18 protein-coding genes are annotated in these 16,994 nt (G+C 42.8%); 14 read left to right on the top strand and 4 right to left on the bottom strand.

Annotated features, from left to right (window positions below; genetic code table 11):
* The first annotated feature begins 5 nt into the window (after nt 1-5).
* From rpsD to rplQ, 3 genes are all read left to right on the top strand, one after another.
* On the top strand, nt 6-647 hold the full coding sequence (gene rpsD / locus CXF65_RS11105) for a 30S ribosomal protein S4 (protein WP_010196731.1): 642 nt from the start codon (nt 6-8) through the stop codon (nt 645-647).
* Between the two features lie 81 nt (nt 648-728).
* Nucleotides 729-1,736, top strand: a complete 1,008-nt coding sequence (locus CXF65_RS11100) for a DNA-directed RNA polymerase subunit alpha (RefSeq protein ID WP_021813386.1) — start codon at nt 729-731, stop codon at nt 1,734-1,736.
* A gap of 19 nt (nt 1,737-1,755) precedes the next feature.
* Nucleotides 1,756-2,115: a 50S ribosomal protein L17 gene (rplQ, locus tag CXF65_RS11095; protein WP_025652195.1), complete on the top strand. Its 360-nt coding sequence runs from the start codon at nt 1,756-1,758 to the stop codon at nt 2,113-2,115.
* A gap of 90 nt (nt 2,116-2,205) precedes the next feature.
* On the opposite strand, the gene CXF65_RS11090 is transcribed toward rplQ, so the two are convergent.
* Complete coding sequence (locus CXF65_RS11090; protein ID WP_025652196.1) at nt 2,206-2,826, bottom strand: L-threonylcarbamoyladenylate synthase; 621 nt, start codon at nt 2,824-2,826, stop codon at nt 2,206-2,208.
* 253 nt (nt 2,827-3,079) lie between these two features.
* The gene (locus CXF65_RS11085; RefSeq protein WP_101212090.1) at nt 3,080-3,814 is read right to left on the bottom strand and encodes an elongation factor P hydroxylase; all 735 of its coding nucleotides are present in this window, start codon (nt 3,812-3,814) and stop codon (nt 3,080-3,082) included.
* A gap of 382 nt (nt 3,815-4,196) precedes the next feature.
* Here CXF65_RS11085 and CXF65_RS11080 point away from each other — a divergent pair, with 382 nt between their 5' ends.
* The 6 genes from CXF65_RS11080 to lysM all read left to right on the top strand — a co-directional run bounded on the left by CXF65_RS11080 (nt 4,197) and on the right by lysM (nt 8,695).
* A complete protein-coding gene (locus tag CXF65_RS11080) occupies nt 4,197-4,790 on the top strand; it encodes a YceD family protein (RefSeq protein WP_101212089.1) in 594 nt (197 codons plus the stop codon).
* Nucleotides 4,791-5,108: 318 nt separating this feature from the next.
* The gene (gene rpmF, locus CXF65_RS11075) at nt 5,109-5,291 is read left to right on the top strand and encodes a 50S ribosomal protein L32 (protein WP_010196743.1); all 183 of its coding nucleotides are present in this window, start codon (nt 5,109-5,111) and stop codon (nt 5,289-5,291) included.
* Nucleotides 5,292-5,714: 423 nt separating this feature from the next.
* Nucleotides 5,715-6,683 carry an ACP S-malonyltransferase gene (gene fabD / locus CXF65_RS11070; protein WP_025652199.1) on the top strand — a complete coding sequence of 323 codons (969 nt, stop codon included), beginning with the start codon at nt 5,715-5,717 and terminating at the stop codon, nt 6,681-6,683.
* Nucleotides 6,674-7,408, top strand: a complete 735-nt coding sequence (fabG, locus tag CXF65_RS11065) for a 3-oxoacyl-ACP reductase FabG (RefSeq protein ID WP_240990841.1) — start codon at nt 6,674-6,676, stop codon at nt 7,406-7,408. The genes fabD and fabG overlap by 10 nt, the downstream gene beginning before the upstream one ends.
* A 272-nt stretch (nt 7,409-7,680) precedes the next feature.
* A complete protein-coding gene (gene acpP, locus CXF65_RS11060) occupies nt 7,681-7,917 on the top strand; it encodes an acyl carrier protein (RefSeq protein WP_025652201.1) in 237 nt (78 codons plus the stop codon).
* A 268-nt stretch (nt 7,918-8,185) separates the two neighbouring features.
* Nucleotides 8,186-8,695 carry a peptidoglycan-binding protein LysM gene (lysM, locus tag CXF65_RS11055; protein ID WP_025652202.1) on the top strand — a complete coding sequence of 170 codons (510 nt, stop codon included), beginning with the start codon at nt 8,186-8,188 and terminating at the stop codon, nt 8,693-8,695.
* Between the two features lie 145 nt (nt 8,696-8,840).
* Here lysM and queG read toward each other — a convergent pair whose 3' ends face one another.
* Complete coding sequence (gene queG, locus CXF65_RS11050; protein WP_101212088.1) at nt 8,841-10,067, bottom strand: tRNA epoxyqueuosine(34) reductase QueG; 1,227 nt, start codon at nt 10,065-10,067, stop codon at nt 8,841-8,843.
* 190 nt (nt 10,068-10,257) lie between these two features.
* On the opposite strand from queG, the gene CXF65_RS11045 reads away from it, so the two are divergent.
* Complete coding sequence (locus CXF65_RS11045) at nt 10,258-12,048, top strand: NAD(P)H-hydrate dehydratase (RefSeq protein WP_101212087.1); 1,791 nt, start codon at nt 10,258-10,260, stop codon at nt 12,046-12,048.
* A 29-nt stretch (nt 12,049-12,077) separates the two neighbouring features.
* Here CXF65_RS11045 and CXF65_RS11040 read toward each other — a convergent pair whose 3' ends face one another.
* The gene (locus tag CXF65_RS11040; RefSeq protein ID WP_101212086.1) at nt 12,078-12,581 is read right to left on the bottom strand and encodes a DUF4124 domain-containing protein; all 504 of its coding nucleotides are present in this window, start codon (nt 12,579-12,581) and stop codon (nt 12,078-12,080) included.
* A gap of 192 nt (nt 12,582-12,773) precedes the next feature.
* Between CXF65_RS11040 and CXF65_RS14960 the strand changes: the two genes are divergently transcribed.
* From CXF65_RS14960 to ilvC, 4 genes are all read left to right on the top strand, one after another.
* Nucleotides 12,774-12,911, top strand: a complete 138-nt coding sequence (locus tag CXF65_RS14960) for a hypothetical protein (RefSeq protein ID WP_157824073.1) — start codon at nt 12,774-12,776, stop codon at nt 12,909-12,911.
* 647 nt (nt 12,912-13,558) lie between these two features.
* Complete coding sequence (locus tag CXF65_RS11035; RefSeq protein ID WP_198552003.1) at nt 13,559-15,271, top strand: acetolactate synthase 3 large subunit; 1,713 nt, start codon at nt 13,559-13,561, stop codon at nt 15,269-15,271.
* On the top strand, nt 15,271-15,768 hold the full coding sequence (gene ilvN / locus CXF65_RS11030) for an acetolactate synthase small subunit (RefSeq protein ID WP_025652207.1): 498 nt from the start codon (nt 15,271-15,273) through the stop codon (nt 15,766-15,768). The genes CXF65_RS11035 and ilvN overlap by 1 nt, the downstream gene beginning before the upstream one ends.
* A gap of 164 nt (nt 15,769-15,932) precedes the next feature.
* Nucleotides 15,933-16,949, top strand: coding sequence for a ketol-acid reductoisomerase (gene ilvC, locus CXF65_RS11025; protein ID WP_010196778.1), 1,017 nt, complete (start codon nt 15,933-15,935; stop codon nt 16,947-16,949).
* Nucleotides 16,950-16,994: the final 45 nt, after the last annotated feature.

Raw genomic sequence — 16,994 nt, 5'->3', positions numbered from 1 at the left:
TAACAATGGCCCGCTATATTGGACCAAAACTAAAATTATCACGTCGTGAAGGTACGGACTTAGGTCTTAAGTCTGGCGTTAAACCATACGACGTTAAAACTAAGAAAGCTGGTCGTCCACCAGGTCAACATGGTGTAAGCCGTAACAAGACCTCAGAATATGCTCTACAGCTGCGTGAAAAGCAGAAAGTTAAGCGTATCTATGGTGTACTTGAGCGTCAGTTCGCTAACTACTATAAAGAAGCTGCTCGTAAGCGTGGCGCTACAGGTGAAAACCTACTAGCAATGCTTGAGAGTCGTCTAGATAACGTGGTATATCGCATGGGCTTTGGCTCAACGCGCGCTGAAGCACGTCAGCTAGTCAGTCATCGTACTGTTATGGTAAAAAAAGCTGGCCGTGATGAGTTTGTTCGTGTGAACATTCCATCAATTCAGCTACAAGATGGTGATGTCATCGCTATCCAAGAGAAGTCTCGCGAACAACTACGTATCAAAAACGCTATTGAACTGGCGACACAACGTGGTATTCCAGAATGGCTAGATGTTGATCACAGCAAACTACAAGGTACTTTTAAACAAGCACCTGATCGTATTGATCTACCTGCTGAAATCAACGAAAGCTTGATCGTTGAGCTATACTCTAAATAACTGACGTATTAATCAATGTTATAATAATAACATTGATTAAATAGCGTTAATTAAACCAGTTAAATAAATCGAGGTGACATCATGATGCTAAATGCAACTGAGTTTCTAACGCCGAATGCCATTAACGTGGACACGGTTAACGAAACGATTGCGAAAGTCACGCTCGAACCGTTAGAACGCGGCTTTGGGCATACCCTAGGTAATGCCTTACGTCGCATCTTGTTATCTTCATTACCTGGTGCTGCAGTCATTGAAGCTGAGATTGATGGTGTTGACCATGAATACTCAACGCTTGAAGGATTGCAAGAAGACGTGCTTGACCTGCTTTTGAACTTAAAAGGCTTGGCCATCACGCTTCATGACCAAAATGAAGTATTTTTGACCTTGGATAAACAAGGTCCAGGCACTATTACTGCCGCAGACATCGCGTTACCGCATAATGTAGATATTATCAATCCAGAATTGGTATTAGGTACATTAAGCGACCGTGGTCATCTTAAGATGCGTTTGCGTGTAGTAATGGGTCGTGGATATGAGCCAGCAAACCAGCGCCGTGAAGATGGTGATACGAAAGCAATTGGACGTTTAAAGCTTGATGCAAGTTTTAGTCCTGTGCTTCGTGTTGCTTATCAGGTTGAGAACGCACGTGTAGAACAACGTACTGATCTTGATCGTCTTATCATTGAGCTTGAAACTAATGGCACTATAGATCCAGAAGAAGCAATTCGTAAAGCAGCCACTATTTTACAACAACAGATTTCTATCTTTGTTGACCTAGAAGCTGAAGAAGCGCCTGAGCCTGTGAAAGAAAAAGAAGAGGTTGATCCGGTGCTATTACGCCCTGTGGACGATCTTGAACTAACGGTTCGCTCAGCCAACTGCTTGAAAGCTGAAAACATTTACTATATCGGTGATTTGGTACAGCGTTCAGAGACTGAACTACTTAAAACCCCAAATCTTGGTAAGAAATCATTAACGGAAATCAAGGACGTGTTAGCGTCTAAAGATTTGGAGCTTGGTATGCGCCTAGATAACTGGCCACCAGCTGATTTACGTGTTGATGATCGCTTTTCTTATCGTAGCCGTTAAACTTTAAGGATTTTTGACTATGCGCCATCGTAAGAGTGGAGTCAAGCTGGGTCGTACCGGCAGTCATCGTAAGGCAATGTTTCAGAACATGACCAACTCATTATTTGAGCATGAACTGATCAAAACAACTTTACCAAAAGCAAAAGAGTTACGTCGCGTTGCCGAGCCATTAATCACTATGGCTAAAGAAGACAGCGTTGCTAATCGTCGTTTAGCGTTTAGCCGTATGCGTAGCAAAGCTATGGTAGGCAAATTATTTGGCACGTTAGGTCCTCGTTACCAAGCGCGTCCAGGTGGTTATTTGCGTATCGTAAAATGCGGTCACCGTGATGGTGATAATGCGCCAATGGCTTATGTAGAATTGGTTGATCGCGACTAATTTTATACGCTACTCGTAAGATAAAAAAAGCTCCAATTAATTGGAGCTTTTTTTTATGTCTTAAATTTGGTTAATCACATTATTCATTTATTAGAGCAGTAATGAATCGACGTTGGCAGCGCCTTGTCTGATAACTTCAGGTTTGCCGCTAGTCATATCAACGATAGTGGTAAGTTTGGTCGTTTTGATACCAGCATTAATGAGACCATCTATTTGGTTGCCTAACAAATCTTCTATCTCGAATGGATCATCAAGTATGTCATCACGATTCGGTAATATTAATGAGCTGGTTAAAATAGGCTCATCCATGGCTTCTAAAAGCGCTTGAGCGATAGGGTTGCTCGGTACGCGGATACCAATGGTTTTTTTCTTCGCGTGTGCTAACTTCTTCGGCACATCTTTGGTGGCATTTAAAATGAATGTGATAGGGGCAGGGGTGTGTGCCTTGAGCTGTTTGAATTGTACATTGTCTACAGCAGCGTAATTGGCAATCTCACTTAGGTCACGACATAGCAAGGTAAATTGATGCTTTTCATCAAGCGCGCGTATTTGCTTGAGCTTTTCTAGCGCATCTTTGGCACCTAGACGACACCCAAAAGCATAGCTGGTATCGGTTGGATAGATAATCAACTGATCCTTACGCAATAAGTCAGCGGCTTGCTCAATAAGACGTGGCTGCGGATTTTCTGGATGGATATAGAGTACTTGCATAACAATTCCTTATTTTATAATTATGAGTTATAGGCTTTTAGAATGGTCGATCAATTATTTTTATTAAAATATCTTTAGTAATAAATTAAAATTTTATCAACTTAACATACTGTTGAGACTGAAATAGAAACTCTTTATCTAACAGTATAGCCTAAAGCCCATATAAGTTTATTGGCAAGGCGTTACGATGGGTAGGAAATCGTTAACGGATTAGAATTATGCCCGTAAGGGAAGGTATAGAAATTTATAGTGGCTAGGTACTGGTTGATTTATCGTTACAAACTTGCAGTAATATGCACAGTAAAGTTTTAGCATCCCGCGGTAGTGTATGAGGGTCAGTAATATAAGCTTCAACTTGTAGATAAACGTCCCGAGCAAAAGTGCTACCGCTGGTATCGAAGTCGGCAAACAAATTATCTTGAGAGACTTGAAAGCGGCGGCCACAGACAAGAGTGAATAAGCATTCAAGGGCTTGTGGTTTAATCTCTACACGCTCAAACGCTTGCTGCTGAGCGGCCGTACGTCCATCAGGTGCATACCAGTAGCCAAAGTCGCTTAAGCCTCTACGTTCTTTACCAGCGACACACCAATGGCTCATTTCATGCAGCGCACTGGCAAAAAATCCATGCGCGAATTCAATTCGTGCTGGCTGCTGGTCTTGAGCAGGGAAGTATTCTGGTTCACCATCACCGCGAGCTAATATCACTTGCTGTTCGGCAAATAAGGTATTAAATAGATCAATAAGCCAGCTAGTCGCTGCTTGTTCGCTATCTTCTGTAGAGTCAACTCTCTTAGAGATATTTTGCCATTGCACTGCCAACTCTTTTAGGTTTTCGTTTGTCTTATCATTGGGTATGCTAGTTTTTGACGTACTACAACAGGATTTTAACGCTTCATCTTCTAAATTCATCAGACACTGGAGCAGAAGATCTTTGTCAATAGACGACCATAATTCAGAAAAATTAGGATTAGTAGCAGGCGATATCATAAATAAAAGGGTGACCAAATAAGACAAAAGAGAGTACTAGGGCTCTATAGATGTAAGCGAGTAATAGGCAATATAAAGATAGACGTAAACTGAGAACTAAAGCGTGTCTTCAATTCACTCGATAGTCATTTAAATGGGTTAAAAATGGCTAAATCTTGCCAAACATCGTCAAATAGCTGGTTAATGTCCTGATATTATCTGTGCTATTTTTCTTGTTTGACGGCAATTTATCTCATTTTTACCACCATTTCTGAAATGAAGACATGCCCTAGCACTAAAATTAGTACCAAAAATCTTAACATACTAGCGCTAGCGCTATTCGGTGCTTTCCGTTAGTATGGCAGGCAATATTATACACCGTTTTTGATGAATGAGGCCGCGTATGTCAAGCACCCTAGATAGTAAACCGTCAGTGGTTAACGCTGACAATATACAAACGCCGATATCGACCAGCATGCCCGAACACATCTCCCTCAATAAATGGGAAGACACTGGCTTTGAATGGGAAGGGGAGGTAGCCCCTGCTACTTTTGAGCGTCTTTCCGCAATATTGACGACCGAGCATGAACAGGCAAACATTCAGCTTAGTATCAATCTATATCGTCGTAGCAATGTCTTACACTTAGCATTTCAATTGGCAGGTGATGTATGGCTGACTTGTCAGCGCTGCTTGCAGCCGGTAGATATTAATTTGACCGATGATTATGATATCGCTCTACTCGATGATGAGAGCCAAGTGCGTCTAATCAACGAAGAGCAAGATTATCTATTGCTTGATGAAGTGGTCACTGAGCAATCGCCTGAGCGTTTATTGCCTTTAAAGAAACTGATTGAAGATGAGATATTGCTTAAAACACCCATGGCGCCGAAGCATGATGACTGTGAAATGACTGTTGAGCAGTTTGGTGAAATACCAGAAGAGGAAGAAAATGAGAATCCTTTTGCTGCTTTAGCGTCGTTAAAAGGCAAACTATAAGTGTAAAGTTCTGCATTTAGCGGATTTAGGACACCTTTTATCGGCTTTGTGCAGAAGAGTGGCAAGCAGGGCTTTATTAATCGATGAAACATGCGTATAATGTCCCGTTTATTGCATTCTAGCAACACGTTACTTGCAGATAAAAACTGACTAGACAAATTGACTATAGATTTTAGACGTAGTTAGCATTTTAATGCACGTGGCAATCTATTTAACTAATGATGCGTAAGACTTAGGTTGTTGTGATTATATAGCCTCTGTCAGTATCGACTAAAGCTGAATTTTAAGCTTATCCCTTTTAAGTATAGGAGCTATATCATGGCTGTTCAAAAAAGTCGTAAAAGCCGTTCTCGTCGTGACATGCGCCGTTCACACCATCGTATGGAAGTGGCTGAGCTGAGCGTAGATGCTACCACTGGTGAAAAACATCGTCGTCATCACATGACTAAAGATGGTTTTTACCGTGGCCGTCAGCTGTTCAAGGTCAGTCAAGACGCTTAATTGATTGACTATTTAATCAGTGATGCAACGATACGATAGTGCTGATGGCACTCTACGATTTTTTGCACTGCTATTATTAGGCAATACATTTTGAGCTAACGAAAGCCAAGTTATTCCGCTACCCTTTATTAGGTGTTGGGATAACTTGGCTTTTTGCTATTAAATTTTTATCCTGTCGTTTTTATAAGTGGTTTTTATAAATTGGTATGCCTAAAAACTATCGAAAGTTAAACGCCAAAAGATATCTTACTTCAACGCCTCATTTTTCCATCAGCTATGATAATAGTAGTGGTCAGTGTATAGTTTACTTATATTGAGCTGTCTGAGTGCTCCAATCAAAAATATAACTCTAGACTGCCTCTAATTCTACAATACTCCCCATTTTCTTTAGGGATGTTTCCAATTACATAAGGAATATTGGTTATGGCCTCTGTACCCGATATGATAAAAAAACAGCCAGCCCGCATTGCGATACTTTTCCCCGGACAAGGCTCACAAGCCCTCGGGATGACCAGCGAGCTTGCTGAAATTTATCCAGAGATTCGTGATACTTTCGCTGAAGCTAGTGCTGCGCTTGGTGAAGACTTATGGGCAATTTGTCAGGATGAAGAAAAGCTCAACCAAACGCAATATACTCAGCCAGCCTTATTGACAGCTAGTATTGCTATTTGGCGCATTCTACAACCAAAATTCAAAAAAGCGCCTTGCTATCTGGCGGGTCATTCTTTAGGTGAGTACAGCGCCCTTTGTGCCGCTGGAGTGATATCGCTTGCTGATGCGGTGAAATTGGTACATACGCGTGGTCAACTAATGCAAGAGGCCGTAGTAGGTATCGATACAGCGATGGCAGCAGTGTTGGGACTAGAAGATCATCGCGTGGAAAACTTGTGTGAGCAGGCAACCGAGCATGTTGATGGGGCGGTTGTTGGCGCGGCAAATTTCAATAGCCCAGGACAGGTTGTGGTTTCAGGAAATGCGGCAGGCGTTACGGCTGTTATTGATAAAGTACAAAATACTGGCAAAAAAGCCATTCCGCTAAAAGTAAGCGTGCCATCGCATTGTGCATTGATGGAACCAGCGAGTAGTGCCTTAGCGGAAGCTTTAGCTGCCATTAAGTTTGATCAAGCGACGATTCCGGTCATTCAAAACCGTCATGCGCGCGTTGAAAGCAGTGCCGTGGGTATCAAGCAGGCATTAACCGAGCAGCTAAGTGAGCCAGTACTGTGGTCGAAAACCATGCAAGAGCTGGCTGATAAACAAATTAATATTTTAATCGAGTGTGGCAGCGGTAATGTACTGAGTAATTTGGCCAAGCGTCAAGCGCAACCGATTACCAGCTATCCTACTGACAAACCCGCCCGTCTTGATAAATTAATGGAGGTATTATCATGAGCCGTACGATCACTCTAGTGACTGGTGCCAGTCGTGGTATTGGCAAGGCCGTCGCCAAACGTTTTGCAAAAGAAGGACATTTTGTCATTGGCACAGCGACCACTGAAAAAGGCGCTGAACTCATTGACGGTTATCTACATGATAGTGGTGGTATTGGCCGTGTGTTAGATGTGCGTGATACCGCACAGGTTGATAAGCTATTTGAAGAGATCGAAAGCGTCTATGGTGCAGTGCAAGTATTGGTCAATAATGCTGGTATTACCCAAGATGGTTTGTTAATGCGTATGAAAGATGAAGATTGGGAAAATGTGATTGATACCAATTTGACATCAGTTTATCGCATGAGTAAACGTGCGGTACGCGGTATGATGAAAGCGCGCCGTGGTCGTATTATTAATATCACCTCTGTGGTCGCACAGATGGGTAATGCGGGTCAATCTAACTATGCTGCTACTAAAGCGGGCGTCGAAGGTTTTAGCCGTACGCTGGCACGTGAGATTGGCTCACGCCAAGTCACGATCAACTGTGTGGCGCCCGGTTTGATTGAGACCGATATGACTGATGAGTTGGATGAGCGCCTACTAAACTCGATGTTAGACGCAGTGCCAATTAGCCGTCTCGGTCAGCCAGAAGACATCGCAGCTGCTGTACATTTCTTAGCCAGTGACGAAGCCAGCTATATCACTGGTGCGGTTATTCCTGTCAACGGCGGCATGTATATGTAGTTTGCTAAACTGCGTTACATACTTATAATAAAAAACTGTGTGAACGAGTGTAAACTATAATAAAGGGTGTTATAATGACGAATACTTTTACGTCAAAGCCCTGTATGATAGCAGGGCTTTACTAGACATTAGACAGAACGTATAACGTGTCATAGAGTACTCAGACGGCAATGCTGATCTGGCAAATTCCATTTTATATACTAGGCGCTAGCGTTTAATTATCACGCTAGCGCAGTTTATTAAAAATAATAGATGATAAAGGAGTAATCTATATGAGTAATGATACCGAGCTAAGAGTAAAAGCGGCAGTAGCTGAGCAACTGGGTATGAACGTTGAAGACATCAATAACGATGCTTCGTTTATGGAAGATTTAGGCGCTGATTCATTGGATCTCGTTGAGTTGGTTATGTCATTCGAAAGCGATTTTGGCATCACTATTCCTGACGAAGATTCAGCTGAATTGACAACAGTCCAAAAAGCAATCGATTACGTACAAGCCCAGCTATAATTCGCTATTCACTTAGCAAGTTTTACAATACCGTTTATCTTGATAGATAGGCGGTTTTTTTATGGCTGTCATTTAGTATAACAAAGCCAATATACCATTAACATAAGCTTGGCTCATTTAACATTACTCAACATACTCTTACTATTCAAATGGAACATCTTTGCTATACTTAGAACGCTAGCAATAGCAAATGATGGTAATAATTAAAAAATTATCGTTAAAATAATAATGATTAATAATGAATAAAAATACTTCAAGGAGCAATTATATGGGTATGTTTAGTTTTGCAAAAGACATCGGTGATAAGATTTTTAACCGTGATGATGACAAGCATGATGCTAAATCAGAAACCAAAGCAGATGCTAGTACACCAGTCGCCAGTGGCGAGCCTTCAGCGCAATCGGTTGCCAACATTTTGCTGCGTCGCATTCAGCAGCAGAATCTCAATATTAGTAACCTAAAAATTAAATATAATGGTTCGACGGATACTGCCGAAATCAGTGGTAATGCTAAAACTCAGGCTGACCGTGAAAAAGCCATTATCGCTATTGGTAACGTTCAGAACGTCGCTAAAGTGATTGATAATATCGATATCGAAGAGGATGCCCCTGAATCTACGATGTATACCGTAAAATCTGGTGACAGCCTCTCTAAAATTGCTAAAGAAGTTTATGGTTCAGCGGGTGATTATACAAAAATCTTTGAAGCCAATAAGCCTATGCTTTCTGACCCAGACAAAATCTATCCTGGTCAAGTATTGCGTATTCCTAAGCCGTAATGATGCAGTTAAAGCTCCTAATCCATAATGCTTAAGTTTAATTAGCATTAGCATATTTAATAGACATAAAAATGCCTCTTATTAAAGAGGCATTTTTGTGTCTAGCATGAGCAAATTTAGCCCATTTAGAGGTTTATCTATTGAATTAAGGACACGCTCTAGTATTCAATTTCTCAGTTTGTTCGCTAAGTGCCCAATCAATATGTTCATCCAGCATGTCGTTATGCAAGCCTAACTTCGATCGTAGGTGAGTGACGATTTCTATACTGGGGTTAGCATTGCCAAGTCCAATGGCGATATTGCGCAAAAAGTTCACATAGCCTGTACGCCTGAGGGGACTGCCTTCAGTTTTTTTCATAAACTCTGCTTCTTGCCATTGCCATAGCTCAAGCAAACTGCTGTTATCAAGCTGATGCCGTGGTGTGAAGTCTTCTACGGTTGTAAGGTTGGCGTAGCGATTCCACGGACAAATAAGCTGACAGTCATCACAGCCAAAGACACGGTTGCCAATTGCGCGTCGATATTTGGTATCAATCACCCCATCATGCTCAATCGTTAAATAAGAGATACAGGCAGAAGCATTGAGCTCATAGGGGGCGACAATCGCTTGGGTTGGACAGATGTCAATACAGGCGCTGCAACTGCCGCAGTGCTCTTTTACTGGCTCATCATCTGGCAGCTCAAGACTCATAAACAACTCACCCAGCACAAAGAACGAGCCCGCTTGTTTGTTTAGCAGTAGCGTATGCTTGCCCGTCCAGCCAAGCCCTGCTGCATCTGCAATAGGACGCTCAAAGATAGGGGCAGAGTCACTAAAAGGTCTAAAAATAAATTCCGAGTCAGCCCCAATATCCAGATGCTGCCATTCGGCAAGCATCGCTTCTATCTTTAAAGCCAATTGCTTTAAGCGGCTGCGCATGGTTTTATGGTAATCGCGACCTCTGGCATAGCGCGCAATGATACCTTGGTTGGGATGATCGTTATCAGTGACTGCCCGCGGAGTGGGTGTCTGAGTGAGATAATCCATACGCACGCTGATGATGGTTTTTGCCCCTTCTACCAGTTGGGCAGGATGCGCACGTAGGTGGTGATTGTTATGCATAAACTGCAATTGGCCTTCATAACCTTTATCCAGCCACCGTTGCAATTGTTCAATTTGTTGAGTAAATAAAGGATGATGTACGGATAAGAAGCCACAGTCGGCAAATCCTAAAGACTGTGCTTGGGCCTTAATCCATTGCTTTACCTCTGCGGTAGTGGCAAACGTTGGGCTATTATTCACATTAATTTTTTTTTCGGGCGCAGGGTTAGGCTGAGCTGATATCTGCTGAGTTGAAGAGATAGGCAAGTTTGCTTTAGAAGGATTATTCATGTGTGATAGCAGGTGATAGAGTGAATACCGATATGATAAGCCAGTGAGCTAAGAGCGCAAGCATAAAAGCAAATAAACTCACATTTCATATTGATACATACGTCAAAGTGAGCTTTTGCTAAGCTGAGATAAGCGAGTAACCAGCAAGTTTTAATATGATCAAACACCAATAAAAATAATAGAGGACATTATGAAAGCTCAATCTAAAGTATTCTTAGCAGACACAACCAGACCGATAGCGCTCTATAGCAGCGAGCAGGTCTACGCTATGGAGCAAGCTTGGTTTGCAGAGGGTTATGATAGCTTAGGACTGATGAAGCAAGCAGCTTGGCAAATGGCGCAGCATATCGAGCGGCTCTATGAGCAAAAATATCTCCAAGCTCGTGCCTCAGCTGATCATAAAGTTTATCGACGTAATAGTTGTCAGCAACGAGCGAGTATCTGGGTAGGAAAGGGCAACAATGGCGGTGATGGTTGGCTTATTGCCTACTATCTGCAACAGGCAGGCTGGCAAGTACAACTCCTCACAGTCGGTTATACTGCCGATGATCTGGAAACAGACAATCTAATGAATGCCTTTAACAAAGCAGACAAGCACGACGTTGTATCTGATGCTAAGCAAGCGCAACAAATAGCCCTATCTGCCAAGGTGCCTTACCAACGCTTTGAGGATAGTAGGGCCAGTCAAAGTGAGATAAGAGAAACGGACTGGCCAGCTGATATTTATATCGATGCATTGTTTGGTATTGGACTTGACCGTGCACCTGAAGGTGTTTATGAGCAGGCTATTAGCGCCTTTAACAAGATAACGCAACTAAATGATGCTTTAGCAATTGCCGTTGATATCCCGAGTGGCTTAGTGGCTTCTACTGGTCAAGTATTTGAGCGTATTGCTATACATGCTGACGTAACGTTGTGTTTGATTGCTCGTAAATTTGGCTTACATACCAAAGATGGTATGGACTATAGCGGAAAAGTGATTGATATACCGTTAATACCGACTCAGCTCAGCAACTCAGCCGCCACACTGGTAACTGTGGCTCATGCTTTGAATACTCGTCGACAGAACAGCTACAAAGGTAGCTATGGTCACGTCTTGGTCATTGGTGGTAATCGAATTAATGGCTCACAAGGTATGGGCGGCGCAGCCATTCTATCTGCTAGCAGTGTCATGGCGACCGGTGCGGGCAAAATTACTGTGGCTTGTCACGACGCCTTTCATGGCGCCCTATTAACATCATTACCAGATGCAATGACAATCGATTTGCATGATAAAGAAGGGGTGAGGAAATTAATTAAGGAAGCTAGCGTCGTAACCATTGGTATGGGGCTGGGACGTGATGAGAAGGCACAAGCATTATTCATCAGCTATGTTCAGGCTGCTATAGCAGAGAAAAAGTCACTGGTCATTGATGCGGACGGTCTTTATCATCTTGCTTCATTGCAGATGGAAGGTCAGGAACACGAGCTCATCGCTCAATTGCGGCAACACAGTATAGATCATCAGGTTTGTTTGACGCCGCATAGTGGTGAAGCGGCTAGATTGCTTGATAAGAAAGTTAGTATTGTAGAAGATGATCGATTATCAGCTATAAAACAATGTGCTAACACTTATGGCGGTGATTGGGTGCTAAAGGGCGCAGGTTCATTGGTACTGGAGCAAAGCATATTAGAGCAGAAGGGTTCGCAAGCGCATGTTTATGTTTGCGGCTTGGGTAATGCAGGTATGGCAAGCGCTGGCATGGGCGATGTATTGTCAGGGGTGATTGCTGGGTTGTTGGCACAACAAGATATAGAAGACGAAGGGCGCTGCTTGCATCAAGCAGTTCTGCTACACGGGCTAGCAGGAGACATCTTGGTCAAGGATATTGGCTATCGCCAAGATAATAACACGCTACTGATTGGACAGCGCGGGCTACAAGCGCAAGATATGCCAGCAGCCATTCGTCATGTGATGCAACTGATTACCAATCAAAATTAAGTAGAGCAGTATGCCGTATTACATCAAGATTAGGTCGTAGAGCCATTACAGTACTGGGTGATGGCCTGCTGTACACGCTCACGCTTAAGCTCGATTTCACGACCATCTAAATATTGACGTTTGCCATTACTGTCCATCTCATAAATACGGCCGCCAACATTTAGATTGGTCAAGTTATTGCGTAGTGATTGGCAACGCTGCGCATTGGCTTGCGCTTCTTGATCCTTGATACGTGCTTCTAGTTGGGCCACCCGCTGTTCTTCTGCACTTTGAGTAGGCGTGTTTTGGTTAGCCTCTGTCTTTCCTGCTAACTGTCCTGCATTATTCTGTCTACCGTCACTACGAAACTCGATGACTTCAATATTTCTGCCATCTTGCGGCGAGTGCTGGCTGTACTTCACTTCGCCATGCGTACCAATCGATTTATACACTTGGATAGCATGACTGGCATTCATTGACAGCATTATCATACACACAGTACTGATACTGATAAGCAGCTTGGCAGGGGTATGTATGGTAGACGTGTATGCCATAGTAGCAATCCTCTTAAGGGGTAAAAAATGAAGGTAGACATTTATTTAAGGGTAGTATTTACATTGATAAATAACAATATGAATACAGTAGCGTTTGATTTTAGCAAATAATGCTTATGAATGTACATTATTTAATAACTAATAGTTAGGGGTGGGTTTTAGAAGTTTTTCTTGACAATAGGACTCAAACCATTGAATATAATAGCAGTTGATTGGTCAGTGAGCGGCTTTTATGATATTGCCGTGGCACTTGAGAATGAGAACTACGGGTTACTTATCGGTAGCTTACGTCGTTTTATTTTCTTTGTGATAATGATATGGCAAAAATGATGATCATAGCGATTATTATTAATAACTGTATATGTTGTCTCCGGACTTATCTGTCTACAATGACTAAGATAAACTTATTATTTGAAATACGCTAAGTGTGGATTTTTGCGGTTGTATTGCTTGCATTAAATGCAAGACAATATTCGGTTATGATATTTTTTATTAGCTTATTATAAGATCGGATGATCTTATGAAATAGTATTGGCTATTAGAATTATTTCATGACTTTAGCTATAGCAGCGCCTCTTTTATAAACACTATCGCTCATAAGTAATAAGCCTCTTTTATAGATGCACTCGCATCTTGTCATAGTATATCGATAAACTCCTGTCACAAAACTGACCCCAAATACATTGCTATGTTTGAGTATTCTCTTGCGTTGTACAATGCAATTACTTAAATATAGTGGGCACACATTCTTGATATGGACAAGGATTGGCAATCATTTTTATAAGACTTAAAATAACGCCCAAACGTGGTTGTTTTCTTTTATAAAATAACGCAAATTCTCGCCGCAAAAAAAGGTGATGACAGTGACGCAAACCACGCAAAGTCCGAATATGACGGGACATACCCAAACAGGTAATGCCGCCAAAAATTTTGAAGAAAAGCAACAACGTCTTGCCGAAGGTAGCAAGCAGCCTGTGATGCTATCTGGTGCTGAGATGCTGGTGCAATCGCTGACGGATGAGGGTGTCAAATATATTTTTGGCTATCCAGGCGGCGCAGTGCTGCACATTTATGACGCGTTGTTTCAGCAAGACAACATCGAACATATTTTAGTGCGTCATGAGCAAGCAGCTGGCCATATGGCTGATGCTTATTCGCGAGTGACCGGCAACACAGGTGTCGTGCTGGCCACGTCAGGTCCTGGTGCTACCAATACAGTAACCGCTATTGCCACCGCCTTCATGGACTCAGTGCCGATGGTCGTGATTTCAGGTCAGGTGCCAAGCAGTTTAATCGGTGAAGATGCGTTCCAAGAAACCGATATGATCGGGGTCTCTCGTCCTATCGTGAAGCATAGCTTTCAAGTACGCCATGCTAGCGAAATCCCAATGATTGTCAAAAAAGCCTTTTTTATTGCGCAGTCTGGTCGTCCAGGTCCTGTCGTCATTGACGTACCAAAAGATATGACCGCGCCTAGCGAAAAATATGCCTACGAGTACCCAGATGAGGTGTTTATACGTTCGTACCAGCCTTCAGTGAAAGGGCATGGCGGCCAAATTAAAAAAGCGGTTGAGACCTTATTATCAGCGCAGCGTCCTGTTATCTATGCTGGCGGTGGCGTGATTTGGAGTAAAGCCCACAAAGAGCTGACCGAACTTGCACATCGTCTAAACTTGCCAGTGACCAATACGCTAATGGGTTTGGGAACATTCCCTGGCTCTGATCGTCAGTTCTTGGGCATGCTTGGTATGCATGGTACTTATGAGGCCAACATGAGCATGCATCATGCAGATGTTATTTTGGCAGTGGGTGCGCGTTTTGATGACCGTGTCACTAATAATGTCAAAAAATTCTGCCCGAATGCGACCATCATTCATATCGATATCGATCCAGCTTCTATCTCCAAGACTATTTTTGCCCATATTCCTATCGTTGGTGACGTAAAATCAGTACTTACAGATATGTTGGAAATTATCGGCGAAGATAAAGAGTTGGAGCAGCATGCCTTACTAGACTGGTGGGCACAGATTAATGAATGGCGTAAGCGTCATGGTCTGCGTTATGACACCAGCACTGACAATGGCATCAAGCCACAAAGCGTCGTACAAGCGCTAGATAAAGTGACCAACAGCAACGCTATTATCACCAGTGACGTTGGTCAGCATCAGATGTTTGCCGCGCTTTACTACACCTATTTAGAGCCGGGTCAATGGCTCAATTCGGGTGGTTTAGGTACGATGGGTGTTGGCTTACCGTATGCGATGGCAGCCAAACTTGCCAATCCAGATCGCGATGTGGTTTGTATTACTGGCGAAGGCTCTATTCAGATGAATATCCAAGAGCTATCGACGTGCTTACAGTACAATCTACCGGTCAAAATCTTGAACCTAAATAACGCGCAGTTGGGTATGGTGAAACAGTGGCAAGACATGCTGTATGAGGGTCGTCATGCGTCATCTTATATGAATTCATTACCAGACTTTGTCAAGCTAGCTGAAAGTTATGGTCATGTTGGTATCAAGATTACTGATCCTGCCACCATGGAAGCACAGATTGCAGAAGCCATGGCAATGAAAGACAAGCTGGTATTTATTGACGTTTATGTCGATCGTAATGAGCATGTATATCCAATGCAAATCGCTGGACAGACAATGCGTGATATGTGGTTAACCAAAGGGGAGCGTACCTAATGCAACAACAACATCTGATTTCCGTATTGATGGAAAACGAAGCGGGTTCGTTGTCGCGGTTAGTCGGCTTGTTCTCACAACGTGGCTATAATATCGAAACCTTAAACGTCGCCCCAACGGAAGATCCGAGTATTTCGCGTCTGACGTTAACCACCATTACTTCCCCTGAAAGAATTGAGCAGATCACCAAGCAATTGCATAAATTGATTGAAGTGGTTAAAGTGCTTAATCTATCAGACACCGTTCACGTTGAGCGTGAGTTAATGCTAGTCAAAGTTCGCGCAACGGGTAGCGTACGTGAAGAGATCAAACGCAGCGCAGATATTTTCCGTGCACAAATTGTTGACGTCAATGCCAATCTCTATACGATTCAGATCGTTGGCGATACGGCTAAGCTGGATGGTTTTATCGATACTATCGGCCGAGAACGTGTCTTAGAAGTGGTACGTTCGGGTGTGATTGGTATTGCACGTGGAGAAAAAACACTGAGTATTTAATACGCTTAGTGGCTGAGCAACTGAATAGTTAATCAAAATCATTTTAGTTATAATCTATCTACCATTAACATAACGCTTATGTTAGTGACCATTTTACGATAATGGCTACTGCATAAGCGTTTACTATCCATGGCACGCCATGATTGAGGAAAAGGACTCTATTTATGAACGTTTATTATGATAAAGATTGCGATCTATCGATTATCCAAGGCAAAAAAGTTGCGATTATTGGTTACGGTTCACAAGGCCATGCACACGCACTTAACCTACAAGATTCAGACGTCGATGTGACTGTTGGTCTACGCGCGAACTCAAGCTCATGGAAAAAGGCGGAAAACGCTGGTCTAAAAGTTGCTGAAGTGGCTGATGCAGTTAAAGCTGCTGACGTGGTTATGATTTTGACCCCTGATGAGTTCCAAAAAGAGCTTTATAACAACGAGATTGAGCCTAACATCAAAGAAGGGGCTACGTTAGCTTTTGCTCATGGTTTCGCGATTCATTATAACCAAGTCGTTCCTCGCAGCGATCTTAACGTTATCATGGTTGCGCCTAAAGCACCTGGTCACACCGTTCGTAACGAATTCACCAAAGGCGGCGGTATTCCAGATTTGATCGCTATCTATCAAGATGCTTCAGGTCAAGCCAAGCAATTAGCTTTGTCTTACGCAGCTGGTGTTGGTGGTGGTCGTTCAGGTATCATCGAAACCACGTTCAAAGATGAAACTGAAACCGATCTATTTGGCGAGCAGGCCGTTCTTTGTGGTGGTGCTGTTGAGCTAGTAAAAATGGGTTTTGAAACGCTAACAGAAGCGGGCTATGCGCCAGAAATGGCTTACTTTGAGTGTTTGCACGAGCTTAAGCTTATCGTAGACCTCATGTATGAAGGCGGTATCGCTGACATGAACTACTCAATCAGTAACAACGCTGAATATGGCGAATATGTGACTGGTCCTGAAGTCATCAATGAGCAATCACGTGAAGCTATGCGTAATGCGCTAAAACGCATCCAATCTGGCGAATACGCAAAAATGTTCATCAGTGAAGGCGCAACCAACTATCCATCAATGACGGCTCGTCGTCGTAACAACGCTGAGCATCAAATCGAAGTGACTGGTGCTAAATTGCGCGGCATGATGCCTTGGATTGGCGGCAACAAAATCATCGATAAAGACAAAAACTAAGTCAATACTTATGATGGTAAGGCTTAATAAGTCTTAACAGACCCC

Source organism: Psychrobacter sp. Sarcosine-3u-12, assembly GCF_002836005.1.
In the GTDB taxonomy this organism is placed as follows: domain Bacteria; phylum Pseudomonadota; class Gammaproteobacteria; order Pseudomonadales; family Moraxellaceae; genus Psychrobacter; species Psychrobacter okhotskensis.
Note: the sequence above shows the minus strand (reverse complement) of the source record. Positions and strands in the feature narration are given on the sequence as shown.

Coding starts and splice junctions, on each gene's coding strand:
- lysM (WP_025652202.1), top strand. CDS start 8,186: ATGGGTATGTTTAGTTTTGCAAAAGACATCGGTGATAAGATTTTTAAC.
- rpmF (WP_010196743.1), top strand. CDS start 5,109: ATGGCTGTTCAAAAAAGTCGTAAAAGCCGTTCTCGTCGTGACATGCGC.
- CXF65_RS11090 (WP_025652196.1), bottom strand. CDS start 2,826: ATGCAAGTACTCTATATCCATCCAGAAAATCCGCAGCCACGTCTTATT.
- CXF65_RS11040 (WP_101212086.1), bottom strand. CDS start 12,581: ATGGCATACACGTCTACCATACATACCCCTGCCAAGCTGCTTATCAGT.
- CXF65_RS11045 (WP_101212087.1), top strand. CDS start 10,258: ATGAAAGCTCAATCTAAAGTATTCTTAGCAGACACAACCAGACCGATA.
- CXF65_RS11085 (WP_101212090.1), bottom strand. CDS start 3,814: ATGATATCGCCTGCTACTAATCCTAATTTTTCTGAATTATGGTCGTCT.
- CXF65_RS11100 (WP_021813386.1), top strand. CDS start 729: ATGATGCTAAATGCAACTGAGTTTCTAACGCCGAATGCCATTAACGTG.
- ilvC (WP_010196778.1), top strand. CDS start 15,933: ATGAACGTTTATTATGATAAAGATTGCGATCTATCGATTATCCAAGGC.
- rplQ (WP_025652195.1), top strand. CDS start 1,756: ATGCGCCATCGTAAGAGTGGAGTCAAGCTGGGTCGTACCGGCAGTCAT.
- fabD (WP_025652199.1), top strand. CDS start 5,715: ATGGCCTCTGTACCCGATATGATAAAAAAACAGCCAGCCCGCATTGCG.
- acpP (WP_025652201.1), top strand. CDS start 7,681: ATGAGTAATGATACCGAGCTAAGAGTAAAAGCGGCAGTAGCTGAGCAA.
- CXF65_RS11080 (WP_101212089.1), top strand. CDS start 4,197: ATGTCAAGCACCCTAGATAGTAAACCGTCAGTGGTTAACGCTGACAAT.
- rpsD (WP_010196731.1), top strand. CDS start 6: ATGGCCCGCTATATTGGACCAAAACTAAAATTATCACGTCGTGAAGGT.
- ilvN (WP_025652207.1), top strand. CDS start 15,271: ATGCAACAACAACATCTGATTTCCGTATTGATGGAAAACGAAGCGGGT.
- CXF65_RS11035 (WP_198552003.1), top strand. CDS start 13,559: ATGCTATCTGGTGCTGAGATGCTGGTGCAATCGCTGACGGATGAGGGT.
- queG (WP_101212088.1), bottom strand. CDS start 10,067: ATGAATAATCCTTCTAAAGCAAACTTGCCTATCTCTTCAACTCAGCAG.